The organism is Paraburkholderia kururiensis, assembly GCF_034424375.1.
In the GTDB taxonomy this organism is placed as follows: Bacteria; Pseudomonadota; Gammaproteobacteria; order Burkholderiales; family Burkholderiaceae; genus Paraburkholderia; species Paraburkholderia kururiensis_A.
This window is the reverse complement of the sequence record NZ_CP139965.1, coordinates 4,415,350-4,432,537: the sequence shown is the minus strand read 5'-3', so window position 1 is coordinate 4,432,537 and position 17,188 is coordinate 4,415,350. Positions and strand designations below refer to the sequence as shown.

Sequence of the window (17,188 nt, the reverse complement as noted above, 5' to 3'; positions counted from 1 at the left end):
GAACGCACGTGCCCACGTTCGTCCGTGCGCGGCGCCGGCGGCCTCGCGCGCATCGCGGCGCGCCGGTGTGGCTCTTCGATCTGGACAACACGCTGCACGCGGCCTCGCACGCGGTCTTTCCGGCCATCAATCGGGCGATGACGCAATACATCGTCGACGTGCTCGAGGTCAGCCACGACGAGGCCAACCAGTTGCGCACGAGTTACACGCAGCGGTACGGCGCCACGCTGCTCGGCCTCACGCGTCACCATCCGGTCGATCCGCACCATTTCCTCGAGGTCGTCCACACCTTCCCGGACCTGCGTTCCATGCTGCGCGCCGAGCGCGGCATCGCGCGCCTCGTCGCCGCGCTGCCGGGGCGCAAGATCGTGCTCACCAACGCGCCCGAGGCCTATGCGCGCGCCGTGCTCGCGGAACTCGGCATCGAGCGGCTCTTCGAGCGCGTGATCGCCATCGAACACATGCGCGACCGCCACGGCTGGCGCGCCAAGCCGGACGCCACCATGCTCCGGCGAGCCATGCGCGACGCCCACGTGCCGCTGCGCGACGCAACGCTCGTCGAAGACACGCGCGGCCACCTGAAGCGCTACCGGCGCCTCGGCATCCGCACCGTCTGGATCACGGGACACCTGGCCGCCCTGCCGCGCGCGCCCGGCGTGCCGGCCCGGCTGCCCGGCACTGGCCGTCCGCATTATGTCGATCGCTGCATTCGTTCGCTAAAATCGTTGCACACCGGCACCGGCCGGACGCGATTCAAGGGGCGACACTCATGCAGCCAAACGCCAGACCTGACGCAGCCGTAGACGAAGATCTGCCCGACGCTGGGCGCTCCGCCGCGCCGTCGTCGCCACGAGCGGCAACCGCGGACGGCGACGCAGAAGCAGGCGCCCCGTCGGCGTCCCAGCGGGCAGGTCGCCCGAAACCCGGCGAGCGCCGCGTGCACATTCTGCAAACGCTCGCCACCATGCTCGAAGCGCCCAAGAGCGAAAAGATCACCACGGCGGCGCTCGCGGCCCGCATCGGCGTATCCGAAGCGGCGCTATATCGCCATTTCGCGAGCAAGGCGCAGATGTTCGAAGGCCTTATCGAGTTCATCGAGCAGACCATCTTCGGGCTCATCAACCAGATCGTCGCAAAAGAGCCGAACGGCGTGCTCCAGGCGCGTGCCATCGGGCTCATGCTGCTCAATTTCGCCGCGAAAAATCCCGGCATGACGCGCGTTCTGACGGGCGAGGCCCTGGTGGGCGAGCACGAACGGCTCACCGAGCGCGTGAACCAGATGACCGAGCGCATCGAGGCGTCGGTGAAGCAATGCCTGCGGGTCGGGCTGACGGACGCCGGCACGTCAGCCGCGTCGGCTCACGGCAGCGCCGAGACTGCCGCCGTGCCGCTGCCGCCCGATTACGACCCGGTGGTTCGCGCGAGCCTGCTCGTGAGCTACGTGATCGGCCGCTGGCATCGCTACGCCAAGAGCGGCTTTGTGCGCGAGCCCGGCGAGCAGGCCGACGCGCAGTTGCGGCTCATCCTCCAGTAGCATCGACGGCCGCCGCGAGGCGGCAGCCGGTGAGCGCTCAAAGAGCGCCCCGAGCCCCGTCATTCAACCGAAGCGCTTCAGCCGGTCGCCGCGCATTTTCCGCTATACTCTGCGTTCACCAAGGCATCACCAATACGCGCCGATTTGCTGACTCGATTGCGGGCGCGCGAACCAGCCGGGCCAGTCCCAGCGGTTCACTACAAATGCGGCTAAAGAGGTCGTCAGCCGCGCACTCTCCTTCCTCCCGCGCACCGCAGACACCATTTAGCCGCCCTGTCATCTAGGCGGAATGAATGGAATCCATCGGGATCGTCGCTCCACAAAAACTGCATTTTGCCGAGCCGCTGCGTCTGCAGAACGGCAGCTCGCTGGCCGGCTACGACCTCATGGTCGAGACCTACGGCACCCTCAATGCCGGGCGCAGCAACGCCGTGCTCGTCTGCCACGCGCTCAACGCCTCGCACCACGTTGCGGGCGTCTACGCCGACGACCCCAAGAACGTCGGCTGGTGGGACAACATGGTGGGCCCGGGCAAGCCGCTCGACACTAACCGCTTCTTCGTGATCGGCGTGAACAACCTGGGTTCGTGCTTCGGCTCCACGGGACCCATGAGCATCGACCCCAGCACGGGCCGCCCGTATGGCGCGAGCTTTCCTGTCGTCACGGTGGAAGACTGGGTGAACGCGCAGGCCCGCGTGGCCGACCTGTTCGGCATCGAAAAATTCGCGGCCGTGATGGGCGGTAGCCTCGGCGGCATGCAGGCGCTCGCGTGGAGCACGATGTACCCGGACCGCGTGGGCCATTGCATCGTGGTCGCGTCCACGCCCAAGCTCTCGGCACAGAACATCGCGTTCAACGAGGTGGCGCGCTCCGCGATTCTCTCGGACCCCGACTTCCACGGCGGCGACTACTACGCGCACGGCGTGAAGCCCAAGCGCGGCCTGCGCGTGGCGCGCATGATCGGCCACATCACGTATCTCTCCGACGACGACATGGCGGCCAAATTTGGCCGGGCGCTGCGCCGCGCCGAAGGCGCCCACGACGCCTACAACTTCAGCTTCGACGTGGAGTTCGAAGTGGAGTCGTACCTGCGCTACCAGGGCGACAAGTTCGCCGAGTACTTCGACGCGAACACCTACCTACTGATCACGCGCGCGCTCGACTACTTCGACCCGGCCAAGGCCTACGACGGCGACCTCACCGCGGCGCTCGCCCATACGAAGGCGAAGTACTTCATCGCGAGCTTCACGACCGACTGGCGTTTCGCGCCCGCGCGTTCGCGCGAAATCGTGAAGGCGCTGCTCGATCACAAGCGCCAGGTCACGTATGCCGAAATCGACGCGCCGCACGGCCACGACGCCTTCCTGCTCGACGACGCGCGCTACCACAACCTGATGCGCGCCTATTACGAACGCATTGCCGCCGAGGTTGGCGTATGAACCAGACCGCATTCGACAATCTCGCCACGCGCGAGGACTTCCGCGCCATTGCCCGCTGGGTGGAGCCGCGCTCCACGGTGCTCGACCTCGGCTGCGGCGACGGCTCGCTGCTCTCGCTGCTCACCGAGGAACTCGAGGTGTCGGGCTACGGCATCGAGATCAACGACGCCGGCGTGCTCGCTTCCACGAAAAACGGCATCAACGTGATCCAGCAGAACCTCGAAGACGGCCTGCGGCTCTTCGAAGACGCCAGCTTCGACTTCGCGATCCTCTCGCAAACGCTGCAGACCATCCACCAGACCGCCGCGATCCTGCGCGAGACCGTGCGCGTGGGCAAAGAGTGCATCGTGTCGTTCCCGAACTTCGGCTACTGGCCGCACCGGCTTTCGGTGCTGCGCGGCCGCATGCCGGTATCGAAGTCGCTGCCGTACCAGTGGCACAACACGCCGAACGTGCGCGTGCTGACCATCAAGGACTTCGAAGCGCTCGCGCCGGAAGTGGGCATCGAAATTCTCGACCGCGTGGTGCTGCACGGCGGCCAGACGGTGCGTTGGGGCGCGAACTGGCGTGGTAGTCTTGCGGTCTATCGCGTCAGGAAAAGCTGACCGGGCCGCCGCGACGGGGCCGATCGGCGCGATTCCAACTCCATCCGCTGACCCACGCTCCACACCGCTGCCACATGCCGAATCCGCCGCACGAGGTGCCCGCACTCACTGCCCACGAAGAACATCCCGGCTGGCGTGCGTATCTGAACACGCACATGCTGATCTGCGTGTTTCTGGGCTTCACGTCGGGCTTGCCGCTCTTCACGCTGGTCTATCTCGTGCAGGCGTGGCTGCGTTCGGAAGGCGTGAACCTCAAGGAAATCGGTCTCTTCGCGTTGATCCAGTTTCCCTACACGTGGAAGTTCGTGTGGGCGCCGCTCATGGACCGCTACGTGCCGCGTCTGCCGGGCTGGCGGCCGGGCCGTCGGCGTGGCTGGATGCTGCTCACGCAGATCCTCGTGGCGGGCGCCATCGCGGCGCTCGGCTTCGTCTCGCCGCGTGATTCGATCTGGACCGTGGCCGCGCTCACCGCGCTCGTCGCGTTCTTCGGCGCGAGCCAGGACATCGTGATCGACGCCTACCGCCGCGAACTGCTCTCTGACACGCAACAGGGCCTCGGCAACGCGGTGCACGTGAACGCGTACAAGATTGCCGCGCTGATTCCCGGTTCGCTCGCGCTGATTCTGTCCGACCATCTGCCGTGGACCACGGTGTTCGCCGTCACCGCCGCGTTCATGCTGCCCGGCATGATCATGACGCTCGTGGTGCGCGAGCCCGAAGTGCACGGCACGCCGCCGAAGAACCTTCGCGACGCCATCATCCTGCCGTTTCGCGAGTTCGTTCAGCGCGACGGCTGGCGCGGCGCACTGTTCGTGCTCGCGTTCATCTTTCTCTACAAGCTCGGCGACACGATGGCGACCACGCTCTCGACGTCGTTCTTTCTCGATATCGGCTTCTCGCGCACGCAGATCGGCGTGATCGCGAAGACGACGGCGTTCGGCGCGAGCCTCGCGGGCGGCATCATAGGCGGCGTGTGGCTGGTGAAGATCGGCATTGGCCGCGGGCTCTGGATCTTCGGCGCGTTGCAGATGATCTCGACGCTCGGCTTCGCGTGGCTCGCGCAGGTGGGGCCCGACTCGCCCGTGCTCGCGGCACTCTACGACTTCACTGTGGCCACAAGTCACTTGATGAGCAAGCTCTTCGCCGTGTTCGGCGCGAGTTCGCAGATGCAGCTCGATCCGAAGTCGGTCGCGCTCGCACTCGTGTTCGGTCTGGAGACCTTCGCGACCGGCCTCACGATGGCCGCGTTCACCGCCTACATCGCCAGCACCACGGACCCGCGCTACACGGCCACGCAGTTCGCGCTCTTCACGAGCCTCGCTTCGGTGCCGCGCACGCTTGCGTCGGCGGCGAGCGGCTATGTGGTCGCGCAGATCGGCTGGTTCGATTACTTCCTTGCGTGTACCGCGCTTGCGCTGCCGGGCATGCTGCTGCTCGTGCGCATCGCGCCGTGGAGGCTGCGCTCGTGAAGACGCTGGCCACCGTGGCAGCGGACTGCGGACGCGGCGCTTCGTGGCCGGCATCGTCGCGGCTTGGCGCGTTGGCAGTTTTCGGAATGCTGACCATCACGGGGCTTTTGCACACAGCACGCGCCGCCGATGCGCCCCCAGGCGGCACGGGCAGCGCAGCTGGCGTGGGCAGTGCCACCGGCATGAGCAGCTCCGGCGCAACGACCAGCGCTACGCCCACCACGGCACCGGCATTCAACACAGCAGGCCATCCGTCCGCGGCCACACCGGCTTCGACCACCTCCACGGCGGCACACGGCGCACCCGCGGCTACACCGGGGTCCGCCACGACCATGGGCAACAGTTCCACGCCCGCCGGCACGCCCTTCAGCCCGACCGGCCAGGTGCGCTACGGCCCCAACATGGCGACGTTCCGCAACCTGATTCCGTCGTCGATGCTCGAGGCGCAGGCTGCCGAAGAGTTCCAGCAGATCGTCTACGGCGCGCAGCACCAGGACCGGCTGTATCCCGAAAGCGATGCGCGCGTGAAGCGCGTGCGCGCCGTCGTGAGCCGGCTCGCGTCCTACTCGTCGAAGTGGAACGACCGCGTGAAGGGCTGGAAGTGGGATGTCGCGGTGATCCAGTCGTCGGCGATCCGCATGTACTGCCTGCCGGGCGGCAAGGTGGTGATGTACGCCGGCATGCTGGACCGCGTGCGGCTCAACGACGACGAACTGGGCGTGCTCACAGCCCACGAGATCGCGCACGCGCTGCGCGAACATGCGCGCGAACGCCTCGGCGAACAGCAGGCGGCGCAGCTCGGCTCGGGCACCATTCCGCAGCTGTTCGGCCTCGCCGATCTCGGCGCGGCGCCGCTCGGCATCGGCACGCAGTTGCTCGAAATGAAGTACGAAAGCGCCGATGAAACGGAAGCCGACGTGATCGGCGCGGACATCGCCTCGCGCGCGGGCTACGATCCGCGCGCCGCCGTCACGCTGTGGGACAAGCTCGCCGTCGCGACGCGCACCGACCGCGAGCAGGGCTTCATCTACGTGCACCCGTACACGGCCGCGCGCCGCAAGGACATCATGAAGCGGCTCACCGACATGCTGCCGCTCTACGCGAAAGCGGTGGGCAGCACGGTGGATGCGCTGCCTGACTACGCAGGCATGCCGCGCACGCCTGCAGGACAACGGCGTTAAGCCTTCGCCTTGAGCTTGTGGTCGTAGTCGACCGTGAGCGGCGCGTGATCGCTGAACTTGATGTCTCGAAAGATCGAGGTGCGCTTCGCCTTGCCGGCAATGCCGGGCGTCGCGATCTGATAGTCGATGCGCCATCCCACGTTCTTCGCATACGCCTGACCACGATTGCTCCACCACGTGTACTGCTCGGGCCGCTGGTCAAGTGTGCGGAACACGTCGACGTAACCCACTTCGTCGAAGAGCTTCGTGAGCCACGCGCGCTCTTCGGGGAGGCAGCCCGAATTCTTCTGGTTGCTCTTCCAGTTCTTGATGTCGATTTCCTTGTGGACGATGTTCACATCGCCGCACACGATCACCTCGCGCTCCTCACGCAGCGCCGCGAGGTGCGGCATGAACTCGTCCATGAAGCGGTACTTGGCCTGCTGGCGCTCGTCGCCGCTCGAACCGGAGGGCACATATACGGAGACGATGGAGAGCTTGCCGAAGCGCGCCTCGACATAGCGGCCTTCCGGGTCGAACTCCTTGCTGCCGAAGCCGATCACGACTTCGTCCGGCTCATGCCGCGTATAGAGCCCCGCACCGCTGTAGCCCTTTTTCACCGCGTGCTGGAAGTAGCCGGTGAAGTCGTGCGGCGCGAGGAACTCGGGCGTCATGTCGTCCTGCGAGCACTTGATTTCCTGCACGCAGAGCACGTCGGCGCCCTGGGTGCCGAACCAGTCGAAGAAGCCTTTTTTCGCCGCGGAACGAATGCCGTTGAGGTTGGCGGTGATCACACGCAACATGTCTTTCCTTCTTTGTAGTGGGTTGCCGCGGGCCGGCGCTCATGCGCCGGCGCACACGGATCGTGCTTATTCCACCTGCAGGCCCTTCAGCGATTCCTTCGCCGCCGGGTATTCGAGGTTCATCGATTCGAGCAGACGCAGCAGTAGTTCCGCCACCATGAGGTTACGGTGCGTCTTCGAGTCGGCGGGAACCACGTACCACGGCGCGATTTCGGTGGACGTGGCCGCGAGCGCCTCGCCGTAGGCGGTCTGATACGGGTCCCAGAGCTTGCGGGCGGCGAGGTCGGAGACGTCGAACTTCCAGTGCTTGGTGGGGTCGTCGATGCGCGCCTGGATGCGCTTGCGCTGCTCTTCCTTCGAAATGTGCAGCAGGCACTTGATGATGGCCGTGCCGCTCTCGGCCAGCAGCGACTCGAACTGGCGGATGTGGCGAAAGCGCCGTTCGCGCTCCACGTCGTCGATCTGGCCCAGCACGTAGGGCACCAGCACGTCTTCGTAGTGGCTGCGGTTGAAGATGGCCAGTTCGCCTGCGGCGGGCGCGTGAGCGTGCACGCGCCAGAGGAAGTCGTGCGCCGATTCGATGGGCGTGGGCGCCTTGAACGGCACGATGCGGATGCCGAGCGGGTCGACCTCATGGAATACGGCACGGATCGTGCCGTCCTTGCCGCTCGTATCCATGCCTTGCAGCACGAGCAGCACGCGCTGGTAACGCTGCGCGTAGAGCCGGTCTTGCTGCGAGTCGAGCTTCATCGTGACTTCGGTGAGGCGCTCGCGGTCCGCGTCCTTCGATCCTCGCGAGAACGGCTTCGCAGCCGGGTCGAAATCTGCGAGTGCGAACTTCTTCGCCTTCTTGCTTTCGCCGAAGAACGGCACGCGGAAATCGTCGAGGTCGGGTGCTTTCGCCATCCAGTGCTCCAGTCAAGACAAGCGCATGGCGGCGCGCTTGCCGGGACGAACCGGCTGGTTCGCCCCGTTCGGTTCACGCGCGATGGCGCGAGCCGAGGCGCGCCGCCGCCAGCCGGCTTACGAGGATAGCTTCTTCTTCAGCAATTCGTTGACCTGCTGCGGATTCGCCTTGCCCTTGGTCGCCTTCATCGCCTGGCCGATCAGCGCGTTGAATGCCTTGTCCTTGCCCGCGCGGTACTCGTCCACGGACTTCTGGTTGGCGGCCAGCACTTCGTCGATGATCGCTTCGAGCGCGCCGGTATCCGAAATCTGCTTGAGACCCTTCGCCTCGATGATGCGGTCGGCCGCGCCTTCGTCCGTGGCCTTCTCGTCCCACATGGCGAGGAACACTTCCTTGGCGATCTTGTTCGAGATCGTGCCGTCCGCAATGCGTTGCAGCAGCAATGCGAGTTGCGCCGCGGAAACCGGGCTCTGCTCGACATCGAGCCCTTCGCGGTTCAACTGCGACGACACTTCGCCCATCAGCCAGTTGGCCGCGACCTTTGACTGGGCTGCGCCCGCCTTCGCCACCACCGCCTCGAAGTACCCAGCCATCGCCTTGCTCGACGTCAGCACGCCCGCGTCATACGGCGTCACGCCGTACTGTTCGACGAAGCGCCGCTGCATGCCGGCCGGCAGCTCCGGCATCTCGCCCTTCACGCGTTCCACCCAGGCCGCGTCGATCACGAGCGGCATCAGGTCAGGGTCGGGGAAATAGCGGTAGTCGTGGGCGTCTTCCTTGCTGCGCATGGAGCGCGTCTCGCGACGGTCCGGGTCGTAGAGACGCGTTTCCTGCACGACGGTGCCGCCGTCTTCGATCAGCTCGATCTGGCGGCGCACTTCGTAGTTGATGGCGTCTTCGAGGAAGCGGAACGAGTTGAGGTTCTTGATCTCGGCGCGCGTGCCGAATTCCTTCTGGCCCACCGGCCGCACGGACACGTTCGCGTCGCAACGGAACGACCCTTCCTGCATGTTGCCGTCGCAGATGCCGAGCCACATCACGAGCGCGTGCAACGCCTTCGCGTAGGCGACGGCTTCGGCGGCACTGCGCATTTCCGGCTCGGTGACGATTTCGAGCAGCGGCGTGCCGGCGCGGTTCAGGTCAATGCCCGTCATGCCCGCGAAGTCTTCGTGCAGCGACTTGCCGGCGTCCTCTTCGAGGTGGGCGCGCGTGAGGTTGATGGTCTTCTCGTAAGCGGCCGCGCCGGTCTTTTCGTTAGCGGGCACCTGGATCGTGACGGTGCCGCCCTGCACGACGGGAATCTCGTACTGACTGATCTGATAGCCCTTCGGAAGATCAGGGTAGAAATAGTTCTTGCGCGCGAAGATGCTGCGCGGGGCCACCGTCGCGCCGATCGCAAGACCGAAGCGGATGGCGCGTTCCACGGCGCCGCGGTTCATCACCGGCAGCACGCCGGGCAAGGCGAGGTCCACGGGGCATGCCTGCGTATTCGGCGCCGCGCCGAACTGCGTGGATGCGCCGGAGAAAATCTTCGAGGCGGTCGAGAGCTGCGCGTGCGTCTCGAGGCCGATCACCACTTCCCACTGCATGTCAGATTCCTCCCGGTGCCTTGCGATGCCAGTCGGTCACGCGCTGGAACGCGTCCGCGACCTGCAGCATCCGGGCTTCGTTGAAATAGTTGCCGATGATCTGCAAGCCCACTGGCCGCTGACCGTTCGCGCCCGCGCCGAAGCCGCAGGGCACGCTCATGCCGGGCAGACCCGCGAGGCTCACCGACAGCGTGTAGATGTCCGCGAGGTACATCTGCACGGGATCGTCGCCCTTCGCGCCGATATCCCACGCCACCGAAGGCGCCACCGGCCCCATGATGACGTCGCACTGGCGGAAGGCTTCCTGGAAGTCCTGCGCGATGATGCGGCGGATTTTCTGCGCCTGGAGGTAGTAGGCGTCGTAGTAGCCGTGCGAGAGCACGTAGGTGCCCACAAGGATGCGGCGCTTCACTTCGGGACCGAAGCCCTCGGCGCGCGACTTCTTGTACATGTCGAGAAGATCGCGATATTCGGCCGCGCGGTGGCCGTAACGCACGCCGTCGAAGCGCGACAGGTTCGACGAAGCCTCGGCCGGCGCGATCACGTAGTAGACGGGGATCGAAAGCTCGGTCTTGGGCAGCGACACTTCCACGAGCGTGGCGCCGAGTGCCTCGTACTGGCGCAGCGCGGCGTCCACGGAGGCGCGCACGTCTTCGGCAAGACCCGCGCCGAAGTACTCCTTCGGCAGACCGATGCGCAGGCCGGCGAGCGGCTTGTTCGCGGCGGCGTTGTCGGCGGCGTCGGCGGACCACGCCTTGCCGAGGTAGCGCGTGTAGTCTTCGTCGTCGCGCACGAGGCTCGTCGAATCGCGCTCGTCGAAGCCGGCCATCGCATTGAGCAGCGTGGCGCAATCGGCGGCGCTGCGCGCCATCGGGCCAGCCTGGTCCAGCGACGAGGCGAACGCGATCATGCCGTAGCGCGACACGCGGCCATACGTCGGCTTGATGCCTGTGACGCCCGAGAACGACGCGGGCTGACGGATGGAGCCGCCCGTGTCCGTCGCGGTGGCAGCAGGCGCGAGACGCGCGGCCACAGCCGCTGCCGAGCCGCCCGACGAGCCGCCCGGCACGGCCTTCACGTCCCACGGGTTGTGCACGGCGCCGAACGCGGAGTTTTCGTTCGACGAGCCCATTGCGAACTCGTCCATGTTGGTCTTGCCGACGCAGACCATGCCCGCACGTTCCAGCCGCGCCACGACCGTGGCGTCGAACGGGCTCACGTAGTTCGCGAGCATCTTCGAGCCCGCCGTGGAGCGCCAGCCGCGCGTCACGAACACGTCCTTGTGGGCAACCGGCACACCCGTGAGCGGACCGGCGTCGCCAGTCGCGAGACGGACGTCGGCGGCTTTCGCCTGCGCGAGCGTGAGGTCCGGATCGACCTGCACGAAGGCGTTCAGGCCCTGCTGCGCTTCGATTCGCTTCAGATACAGCTGCGCCAGCTCCACTGCGGAGCATTCCTTCGCAGCGAGCGCGGCGCGCAGTTCGGTCAAGCTTTTTTCATGCATTGCGTGGTTCCTGGAGAGCGCGGCAGTGCGCTAAAGCGCTGCCGGTGGGGCTGGCCTGCCCGCCGGCAGGTTGCGTCCCGAATGCAAAAAGGCCAAAGAGGCGGGGCGACGGATCGGGCGAAACGCGATCACAAGGTCGCCACATGCGCCGCGGCGCCTGCGGCGCAAGGCCGCTGTGCCGCCTGCCGCCGTTACTCGATCACCTTCGGCACGAGGTAGAGCCCGTCCTGCACCGCCGGGGCCACGCGCTGGTACTCGTCGCGCTGCACGGTCTCGGTCACGGCGTCGTCGCGCAGACGCAGCGCGACGTCTTCGATCTGCTCGATCGGGTGCGCGAGCGGCGCAATACCCGTGGTGTCCACGGCCTGCATCTGCTCGACGAGGCCGAAGAATTCGTTGAGCTGGGCAAGCGTGTGTTCGGCGTCGGCGTCGGGCAATTCGAGCCGCGCCAGGTGCGCAATACGCTTCACATCGTTAAGGGTCAGGGACATGCGGTCACCGGAAGAGATTCAGTGGGTCGCCGCGCGCAAAAAATGGTGCCGCGACAGCAGGTTACGACGCAGGAACCGGCCCCGGAAGGGCGTGCCGGCGACAGCAAAAAGTACCGTCCTTATCCTGCAAAACAGGCAAAATTATAAGGTATCATTACGCGTTCGACCCAAACCCGGACCGCCCTGCGCCCCTTCCCGAACCACCTGCGTCATGCCGCAGCGGGATCGCAGGAAGCCCGGCAAGCCTCCGGTAGACATCCCCGCAGCTTCGTGCTCCCCATGGCGGCGCATCTGCCGACGCGAAGCTGTTTAATTATCCGCTGCCGCCCTCCACCATTGCGATGCGAGGCACGGCCCCAGCGAGACAGGATTTTGAATGTTCGGTTTTTTGCGCAGCTACTTCTCCAACGATCTGGCGATTGACCTCGGCACTGCCAACACGCTCATCTACATGCGTGGCAAAGGAATCGTCCTCGACGAACCCTCGGTCGTCTCCATCCGCCAGGAAGGCGGTCCCAACGGCAAGAAAACCATCCAGGCAGTGGGCCGCGAAGCCAAGCAGATGCTCGGCAAGGTGCCGGGCAACATCGAAGCCATCCGGCCGATGAAAGACGGCGTGATCGCCGACTTCACCGTCACCGAGCAAATGATCAAGCAGTTCATCAAGACGGCTCACGAATCGCGCATGTTCTCGCCGTCGCCGCGCATCATCATCTGCGTGCCGTGCGGTTCCACCCAGGTGGAACGCCGCGCCATCAAGGAAGCGGCGCACGGCGCAGGCGCCTCGCAGGTCTATCTGATCGAAGAGCCGATGGCGGCCGCGATCGGCGCGGGCCTGCCGGTGTCGGAAGCCACGGGTTCGATGGTCGTGGACATCGGCGGCGGCACCACGGAAGTGGGCGTCATCTCGCTGGGCGGCATCGTCTACAAGGGCTCCGTGCGCGTGGGCGGCGACAAGTTCGACGAGGCCATCGTCAACTACATCCGCCGCAACTACGGCATGCTGATCGGCGAACAGACCGCCGAAGCCATCAAGAAGGAAATCGGCTCAGCGTTCCCCGGCTCCGAAGTCAAGGAAATGGAAGTGAAGGGCCGCAACCTCTCCGAGGGCATTCCGCGCAGCTTCACCATCTCCAGCAACGAAATTCTCGAGGCGCTCACCGATCCGCTGAACCAGATCGTGTCGTCGGTGAAGATCGCGCTCGAACAGACGCCGCCCGAACTGGGCGCGGACATCGCCGAGCGCGGCATGATGCTGACGGGCGGCGGCGCCCTGCTGCGCGACCTGGACCGTCTGCTCGCCGAAGAAACCGGCCTGCCGGTGCTCGTGGCCGAAGACCCGCTCACCTGCGTGGTGCGCGGCTCGGGCATGGCCCTCGAGCGCATGGACAAGCTCGGCAGCATCTTCTCGTACGAGTGAAGCGGGGTTCTTCTCTGATGCCAGCAGTGCGGCTCGCTCGGGTTCCCCGGGCCGCCGCCCGCTGAAGGCGCACGCCAGCGCCGCTGTTACGCCCAACCGCTCACGCCCCCGGCGCCGACCATGGAATACAGTCCGCCGCCCCTCTTCAAGCAAGGCCCGTCGGCTCTCGTACGGCTGATCTTTTTCGTCGTACTTTCGCTCGTGCTGCTCGTCTCCGACGCGCGGTTCAACACGCTGGAAATCGTGCGCGGCATTCTTGGAGCGGGCCTCTATCCGCTGCAGCGCGCAGCGCTCGTGCCGCGCGACCTGTTCATGGGCGCGGCGGACCTGGCCGTCACCAGTTCGCAACTGCGCAGCGAAAACACCCAGCTTCACGCGCAGAACCTGAAGCTCGCTCAGGAAGCCAATCTTGCCGCCTCGCTCAGCGTGGAAAACGCGCACCTTCGTGCGCTGCTGCAGCTTTCGCAACACGCCAGCACGCAATCCATCCCGGTCGAAATTCAGTACGACACCGCCGATCCGTTCACGCAGAAGATCGTGATCGGCAGCGGCTCTCAGCAAGGCATTCACAACGGCGCGCCCGTCGTGAGTGAAGACGGCGTGGTGGGGCAGGTCACGCGCGTGTTCCCGCTGCAATCCGAAGTCACGCTGCTCACCGACAAGGACCAGGCCGTGCCCGTGCAGGTACTGCGCACCGGCCTGCGCAGCGTGATCTACGGCACGCCGAAGGGCGACTCGCTCGACCTGCGCTTCGTGCCCATCAGCGCCGACGTGGTGGCCGGCGACGAACTCGTGACGAGCGGGCTCGACGGCGTCTATCCGCCGGGGCTGCCAGTCGCCAAGGTGATTCGCGTGGACAAGCAGGCCGACACCGCGTTTGCCCGCGTGATTTGCGTGCCCGTTGCCGCCGTGCGCGGTGCGCGCCAGATGCTCGTGCTGCGCTATCAGACCGACGCGCCGCCACGTCCCGCGGAACCCGAGCCGGCGTCTGCGGCAAAAGACGCGAAGACGAAGAAAGGCGCGAAGAGCACCGATAAAGGCGCAGCCAAAGGCACCGAGAAAGCGCCCGAAAAGGGCACAGAGAAGAGCACCGACAAGCCGGACGGCAAACCCGCCACCACGGGCAAGGCAGCAGACGCAAAAGCGCCGCCCGCAGAAACGAAACCGAAAACCGCCGAGGCAAGAGCACCCACCGAGGCAGCCGGCAAGCCGGCGACGGCCCGCGCCGCCAGCCAGCCGCGCCCGGCGCAGGGGAGCAAGCCATGAACCGCCCCCAGTACATCCTGCAGCCCGTCAATCCGTACTTCATCGTCTTCAGCCTCGCCGCCGCGTTCCTGCTGAACCTGATGCCGTGGGGCAAGCTGATCGGCGTGCCCGACTTCGTCGCGCTCGTGCTGCTGTTCTGGAACGTGCACCAGCCGCGCAAGGTGGGCATGGGCACCGCGTTCCTGCTCGGCCTGCTCATGGACGTGCACAATGCAAGCCTGCTGGGCGAGCACGCGCTCGCCTACACGTTGCTGTCGTACGGCGCGATCACGATTCATCGCCGCGTGCTGTGGGTCTCGCCGCTCTGGCAGACGCTTGCCGTGATGCCGCTGCTGGTGGGCGCGCAAGTCGTGCCGTTCATCATTCGCCTGTTGATGGGCGCAGCCTTTCCCGGCTGGGGCTATCTGATCGACGGCTTCGTGGAAGCCGCGCTGTGGCCGCTCGCCAGCATCCTGTTGCTGATGCCGCAGCGCCGTCCGGTAGACCCGGACGACACGCGGCCTATCTGAGCAGGCCACGCCGCTTTTTCGGTCGCGACCTTTTCCCGCGCGGCCCTTTGGTTTACGCATGACCGAATTCAAGGACACCCAGCAGCAACTCTTCAGGTTCCGCCTGCGCGTGACGGCGGCGGGCCTGTTCGTGTTCGTCTGTTTCGGGCTCATCGTGCTGCGGTTCCTGTACCTGCAGGTCTGGCACCACAGCAAGTATTCGTTGCAGGCCGACGAGAACCGTATTTCGGTCGCGCCCATCGTGCCGAACCGCGGCATCATCACCGACCGCAACGGCGTGGTGCTCGCGAAGAACTACTCGGCGTACACGCTCGAAATCACGCCGTCGAAGCTCAACGACACGCTGGACAACGTGATCGACCAGCTTTCCACGGTCATCACGATCGACGCGCGCGACCGGCGCCGCTTCAAGAAACTGCTGGAAGATTCGAAGCACTTCGAAAGCCTGCCCATCCGCACGCGCCTCACCGACGAGGAAGTGGCGCGCTTCACCGCGCAGCGCTTCCGCTTTCCGGGCGTCGAGGTGCGCGCGCGGCTGTTCCGTCAATATCCGCTCGGACCCACGGCGGCGCACGTGATCGGCTACATCGGCCGGATCTCGCAGCGTGACCAGGAACGCATCGACGACCAGAGCGAGCAGAACAACAGCGACCCCGAGCATTACGACCCGCGGCTCGACGCGAACAACTACAAGGGCACGGACTACATCGGCAAGATCGGCGTCGAACAGAGCTACGAAACCGAGCTGCACGGGCTGACGGGCTTCGAGGAAGTCGAGGTGACGGCGGGCGGGCGGCCCGTGCGCACGCTCTCGCGCACGCAGGCGACGCCTGGCAACAACCTCGTGCTCTCGCTCGACATCGGGCTGCAGGAAGTGGCGGAGCAGGCCTTCGCGGGCAAGCGCGGCGCGCTGGTGGCCATCGAGCCCTCCACGGGCGACGTGCTCGCGTTCGTTTCGGCGCCCAGCTTCGATCCGAACTCGTTCGTGGACGGCATCGACCAGCAGACCTGGGACGAACTCAACAACTCGCCCGATCATCCGCTGCTGAACCGTCCGCTGCACGGCACCTATCCGCCCGGCTCCACGTACAAGCCGTTCATGGCGCTCGCCGCGCTCACGCTGCACAAGCGCACGCCGCAATGGGGTTTCCAGGACCCCGGCTACTACACGTTCGGCAACCACACGTTCCGCAACGACGTGCGCAGCGGCCAGGGCTGGATCGACATGAACCGCGCCATCATGGTGTCCAACGACACCTATTTCTACATGGTCGCGCACGATCTGGGCGTCAACGCCATCGCCGACTTCATGAAGCCGTGGGGCTTCGGCCAGATCACGGGCATCGACATTCCGGGCGAAGCGCGCGGCATCCTGCCCTCCACCGAGTGGAAGCGAAAGGCGTACCGCAAGCCCGAAATGCAGCGCTGGTACGAGGGCGAGACGATCAGCCTCGGCATCGGCCAGGGCTACAACTCGTTCACGATCCTGCAACTCGCTCACGCGGTGGCGACGCTCGCGGACAACGGCGTGGTGATGAAGCCGCACCTCGTGAAGGAAATCGAAAACCCCATCACGCACGATACGCATCTCACCGTGCCGCACGAAAGCGGGCGCATCGACGTGAAGCAGTCCGACATCGACGTCGTGAAGCGCGGCATGGAAAACGTGATGATGAATCCGTCCGGCACCGCGTATAAAGTCTTCGCCAATGCTCCGTACGAGTCCGCGGGCAAGACCGGTACGGCGCAGGTGTTCTCGCTCCAGGGCAGCAACTACCGGGCGCACGGGCTTTCCGAAAAGCTGCGCGACCACGCGCTCTTCATCGCGTTCGCGCCGGTGGACCATCCGCAGATCGCGCTCGCGCTGATCGTCGAAAACGGCGGTTGGGGCGCGGAATCGGCGGCGCCGATCGCCCGCCGCGTCATGGACTACTACCTGGTGGACCGCAAGAAGCCCGGCATGCAAGCTGCCGAAGTGGCTGCGGCGGCGTCCGCGGCACAGGAAAGCTCGGCGCCCGCGATTGGGGACACGGCGACGTCGGCCGTAGGCGCCGTTGGGCCCATCGCCATCGCGCCCGGCTTCAAGGCGCTGCCGATGCCGGTCACGGCGCAGACGAAGGCGGCAACGGCGGCATCCGATGTGGCGGGAGCGTCGGGGACGAGTGCCGGTTTGGCTGCATCTTCGTCTGCGCCCGTTGCGCCGGACGCCGTCCCGCGTGCAGGAACAGCCTCAGTCAACGTGACGCCGCGTGCCGCAGGCGCAGCCAGTAGCAGCGCAGCGACGCTCGACGCGGCAACCTCGGGCGCCAAGGCCGAGGCCCCGCGCCGCCCCGCGCCGCGCCCCTCGCGCCGTGGCGCAGGCGACCCCGCCTCGGCCGTGCTCGCGCCGCCGCCCGGCCGCGAGACCGGCGGCGACGCAGCAGACCACACCGTCGTGCCCCCCGCGCCCGCCACCGGCGGCATCGACGAGTAAGGAGAGCAGCATGCAGTTC

At 66.2% G+C, this 17,188-nt stretch carries 15 protein-coding genes; 10 read left to right on the top strand and 5 right to left on the bottom strand.

What is annotated here, in order from left to right:
* Positions 1-8 precede the first annotated feature (8 nt).
* From U0042_RS19925 to U0042_RS19900, 6 genes are all read left to right on the top strand, one after another.
* Entirely contained in the window at positions 9-803 is a 795-nt protein-coding gene (locus tag U0042_RS19925; protein ID WP_114814156.1) for a pyrimidine 5'-nucleotidase, read from the top strand.
* Positions 770-1,534 (top strand): nucleoid occlusion factor SlmA, encoded by a 765-nt coding sequence (gene slmA, locus U0042_RS19920; RefSeq protein ID WP_232833527.1) that lies wholly within the window; start codon positions 770-772, stop codon positions 1,532-1,534. The genes U0042_RS19925 and slmA overlap by 34 nt, the downstream gene beginning before the upstream one ends.
* Before the next feature lie 293 nt (positions 1,535-1,827).
* Complete coding sequence (gene metX, locus U0042_RS19915) at positions 1,828-2,973, top strand: homoserine O-succinyltransferase MetX (RefSeq protein WP_114814157.1); 1,146 nt, start codon at positions 1,828-1,830, stop codon at positions 2,971-2,973.
* Complete coding sequence (metW, locus tag U0042_RS19910) at positions 2,970-3,578, top strand: methionine biosynthesis protein MetW (RefSeq protein ID WP_114814158.1); 609 nt, start codon at positions 2,970-2,972, stop codon at positions 3,576-3,578. Before metX ends, metW begins: the two co-directional genes overlap by 4 nt.
* Before the next feature lie 74 nt (positions 3,579-3,652).
* Positions 3,653-5,047, top strand: a complete 1,395-nt coding sequence (locus U0042_RS19905) for an AmpG family muropeptide MFS transporter (RefSeq protein WP_114814159.1) — start codon at positions 3,653-3,655, stop codon at positions 5,045-5,047.
* Between the two features lie 86 nt (positions 5,048-5,133).
* Entirely contained in the window at positions 5,134-6,228 is a 1,095-nt protein-coding gene (locus tag U0042_RS19900; RefSeq protein WP_327204992.1) for a M48 family metallopeptidase, read from the top strand.
* On the opposite strand, the gene U0042_RS19895 is transcribed toward U0042_RS19900, so the two are convergent.
* The 5 genes from U0042_RS19895 to gatC form a co-directional block, all read right to left on the bottom strand.
* Positions 6,225-7,010: an exodeoxyribonuclease III gene (locus U0042_RS19895; protein ID WP_114814161.1), complete on the bottom strand. Its 786-nt coding sequence runs from the start codon at positions 7,008-7,010 to the stop codon at positions 6,225-6,227. The two genes, U0042_RS19900 and U0042_RS19895, sit on opposite strands and share 4 nt — an antisense overlap.
* A 66-nt stretch (positions 7,011-7,076) precedes the next feature.
* Complete coding sequence (locus U0042_RS19890; RefSeq protein WP_114814162.1) at positions 7,077-7,916, bottom strand: PPK2 family polyphosphate kinase; 840 nt, start codon at positions 7,914-7,916, stop codon at positions 7,077-7,079.
* 117 nt (positions 7,917-8,033) lie between these two features.
* A complete protein-coding gene (gatB, locus tag U0042_RS19885; protein ID WP_114814163.1) occupies positions 8,034-9,506 on the bottom strand; it encodes an Asp-tRNA(Asn)/Glu-tRNA(Gln) amidotransferase subunit GatB in 1,473 nt (490 codons plus the stop codon).
* 1 nt (position 9,507) lies between these two features.
* The gene (gene gatA / locus U0042_RS19880; RefSeq protein WP_114814164.1) at positions 9,508-11,010 is read right to left on the bottom strand and encodes an Asp-tRNA(Asn)/Glu-tRNA(Gln) amidotransferase subunit GatA; all 1,503 of its coding nucleotides are present in this window, start codon (positions 11,008-11,010) and stop codon (positions 9,508-9,510) included.
* 191 nt (positions 11,011-11,201) lie between these two features.
* Complete coding sequence (gatC, locus tag U0042_RS19875; protein ID WP_042299255.1) at positions 11,202-11,501, bottom strand: Asp-tRNA(Asn)/Glu-tRNA(Gln) amidotransferase subunit GatC; 300 nt, start codon at positions 11,499-11,501, stop codon at positions 11,202-11,204.
* Positions 11,502-11,877: 376 nt separating this feature from the next.
* On the opposite strand from gatC, the gene U0042_RS19870 reads away from it, so the two are divergent.
* The 4 genes from U0042_RS19870 (at position 11,878) to mrdA (ending at position 17,169) form a co-directional block, all read left to right on the top strand.
* On the top strand, positions 11,878-12,921 hold the full coding sequence (locus U0042_RS19870; protein ID WP_017772379.1) for a rod shape-determining protein: 1,044 nt from the start codon (positions 11,878-11,880) through the stop codon (positions 12,919-12,921).
* 120 nt (positions 12,922-13,041) lie between these two features.
* The gene (mreC, locus tag U0042_RS19865; RefSeq protein ID WP_114814165.1) at positions 13,042-14,187 is read left to right on the top strand and encodes a rod shape-determining protein MreC; all 1,146 of its coding nucleotides are present in this window, start codon (positions 13,042-13,044) and stop codon (positions 14,185-14,187) included.
* The gene (mreD, locus tag U0042_RS19860) at positions 14,184-14,696 is read left to right on the top strand and encodes a rod shape-determining protein MreD (RefSeq protein ID WP_114814166.1); all 513 of its coding nucleotides are present in this window, start codon (positions 14,184-14,186) and stop codon (positions 14,694-14,696) included. The genes mreC and mreD overlap by 4 nt, the downstream gene beginning before the upstream one ends.
* A 58-nt stretch (positions 14,697-14,754) precedes the next feature.
* Entirely contained in the window at positions 14,755-17,169 is a 2,415-nt protein-coding gene (mrdA, locus tag U0042_RS19855) for a penicillin-binding protein 2 (RefSeq protein WP_114814167.1), read from the top strand.
* Positions 17,170-17,188: the final 19 nt, after the last annotated feature.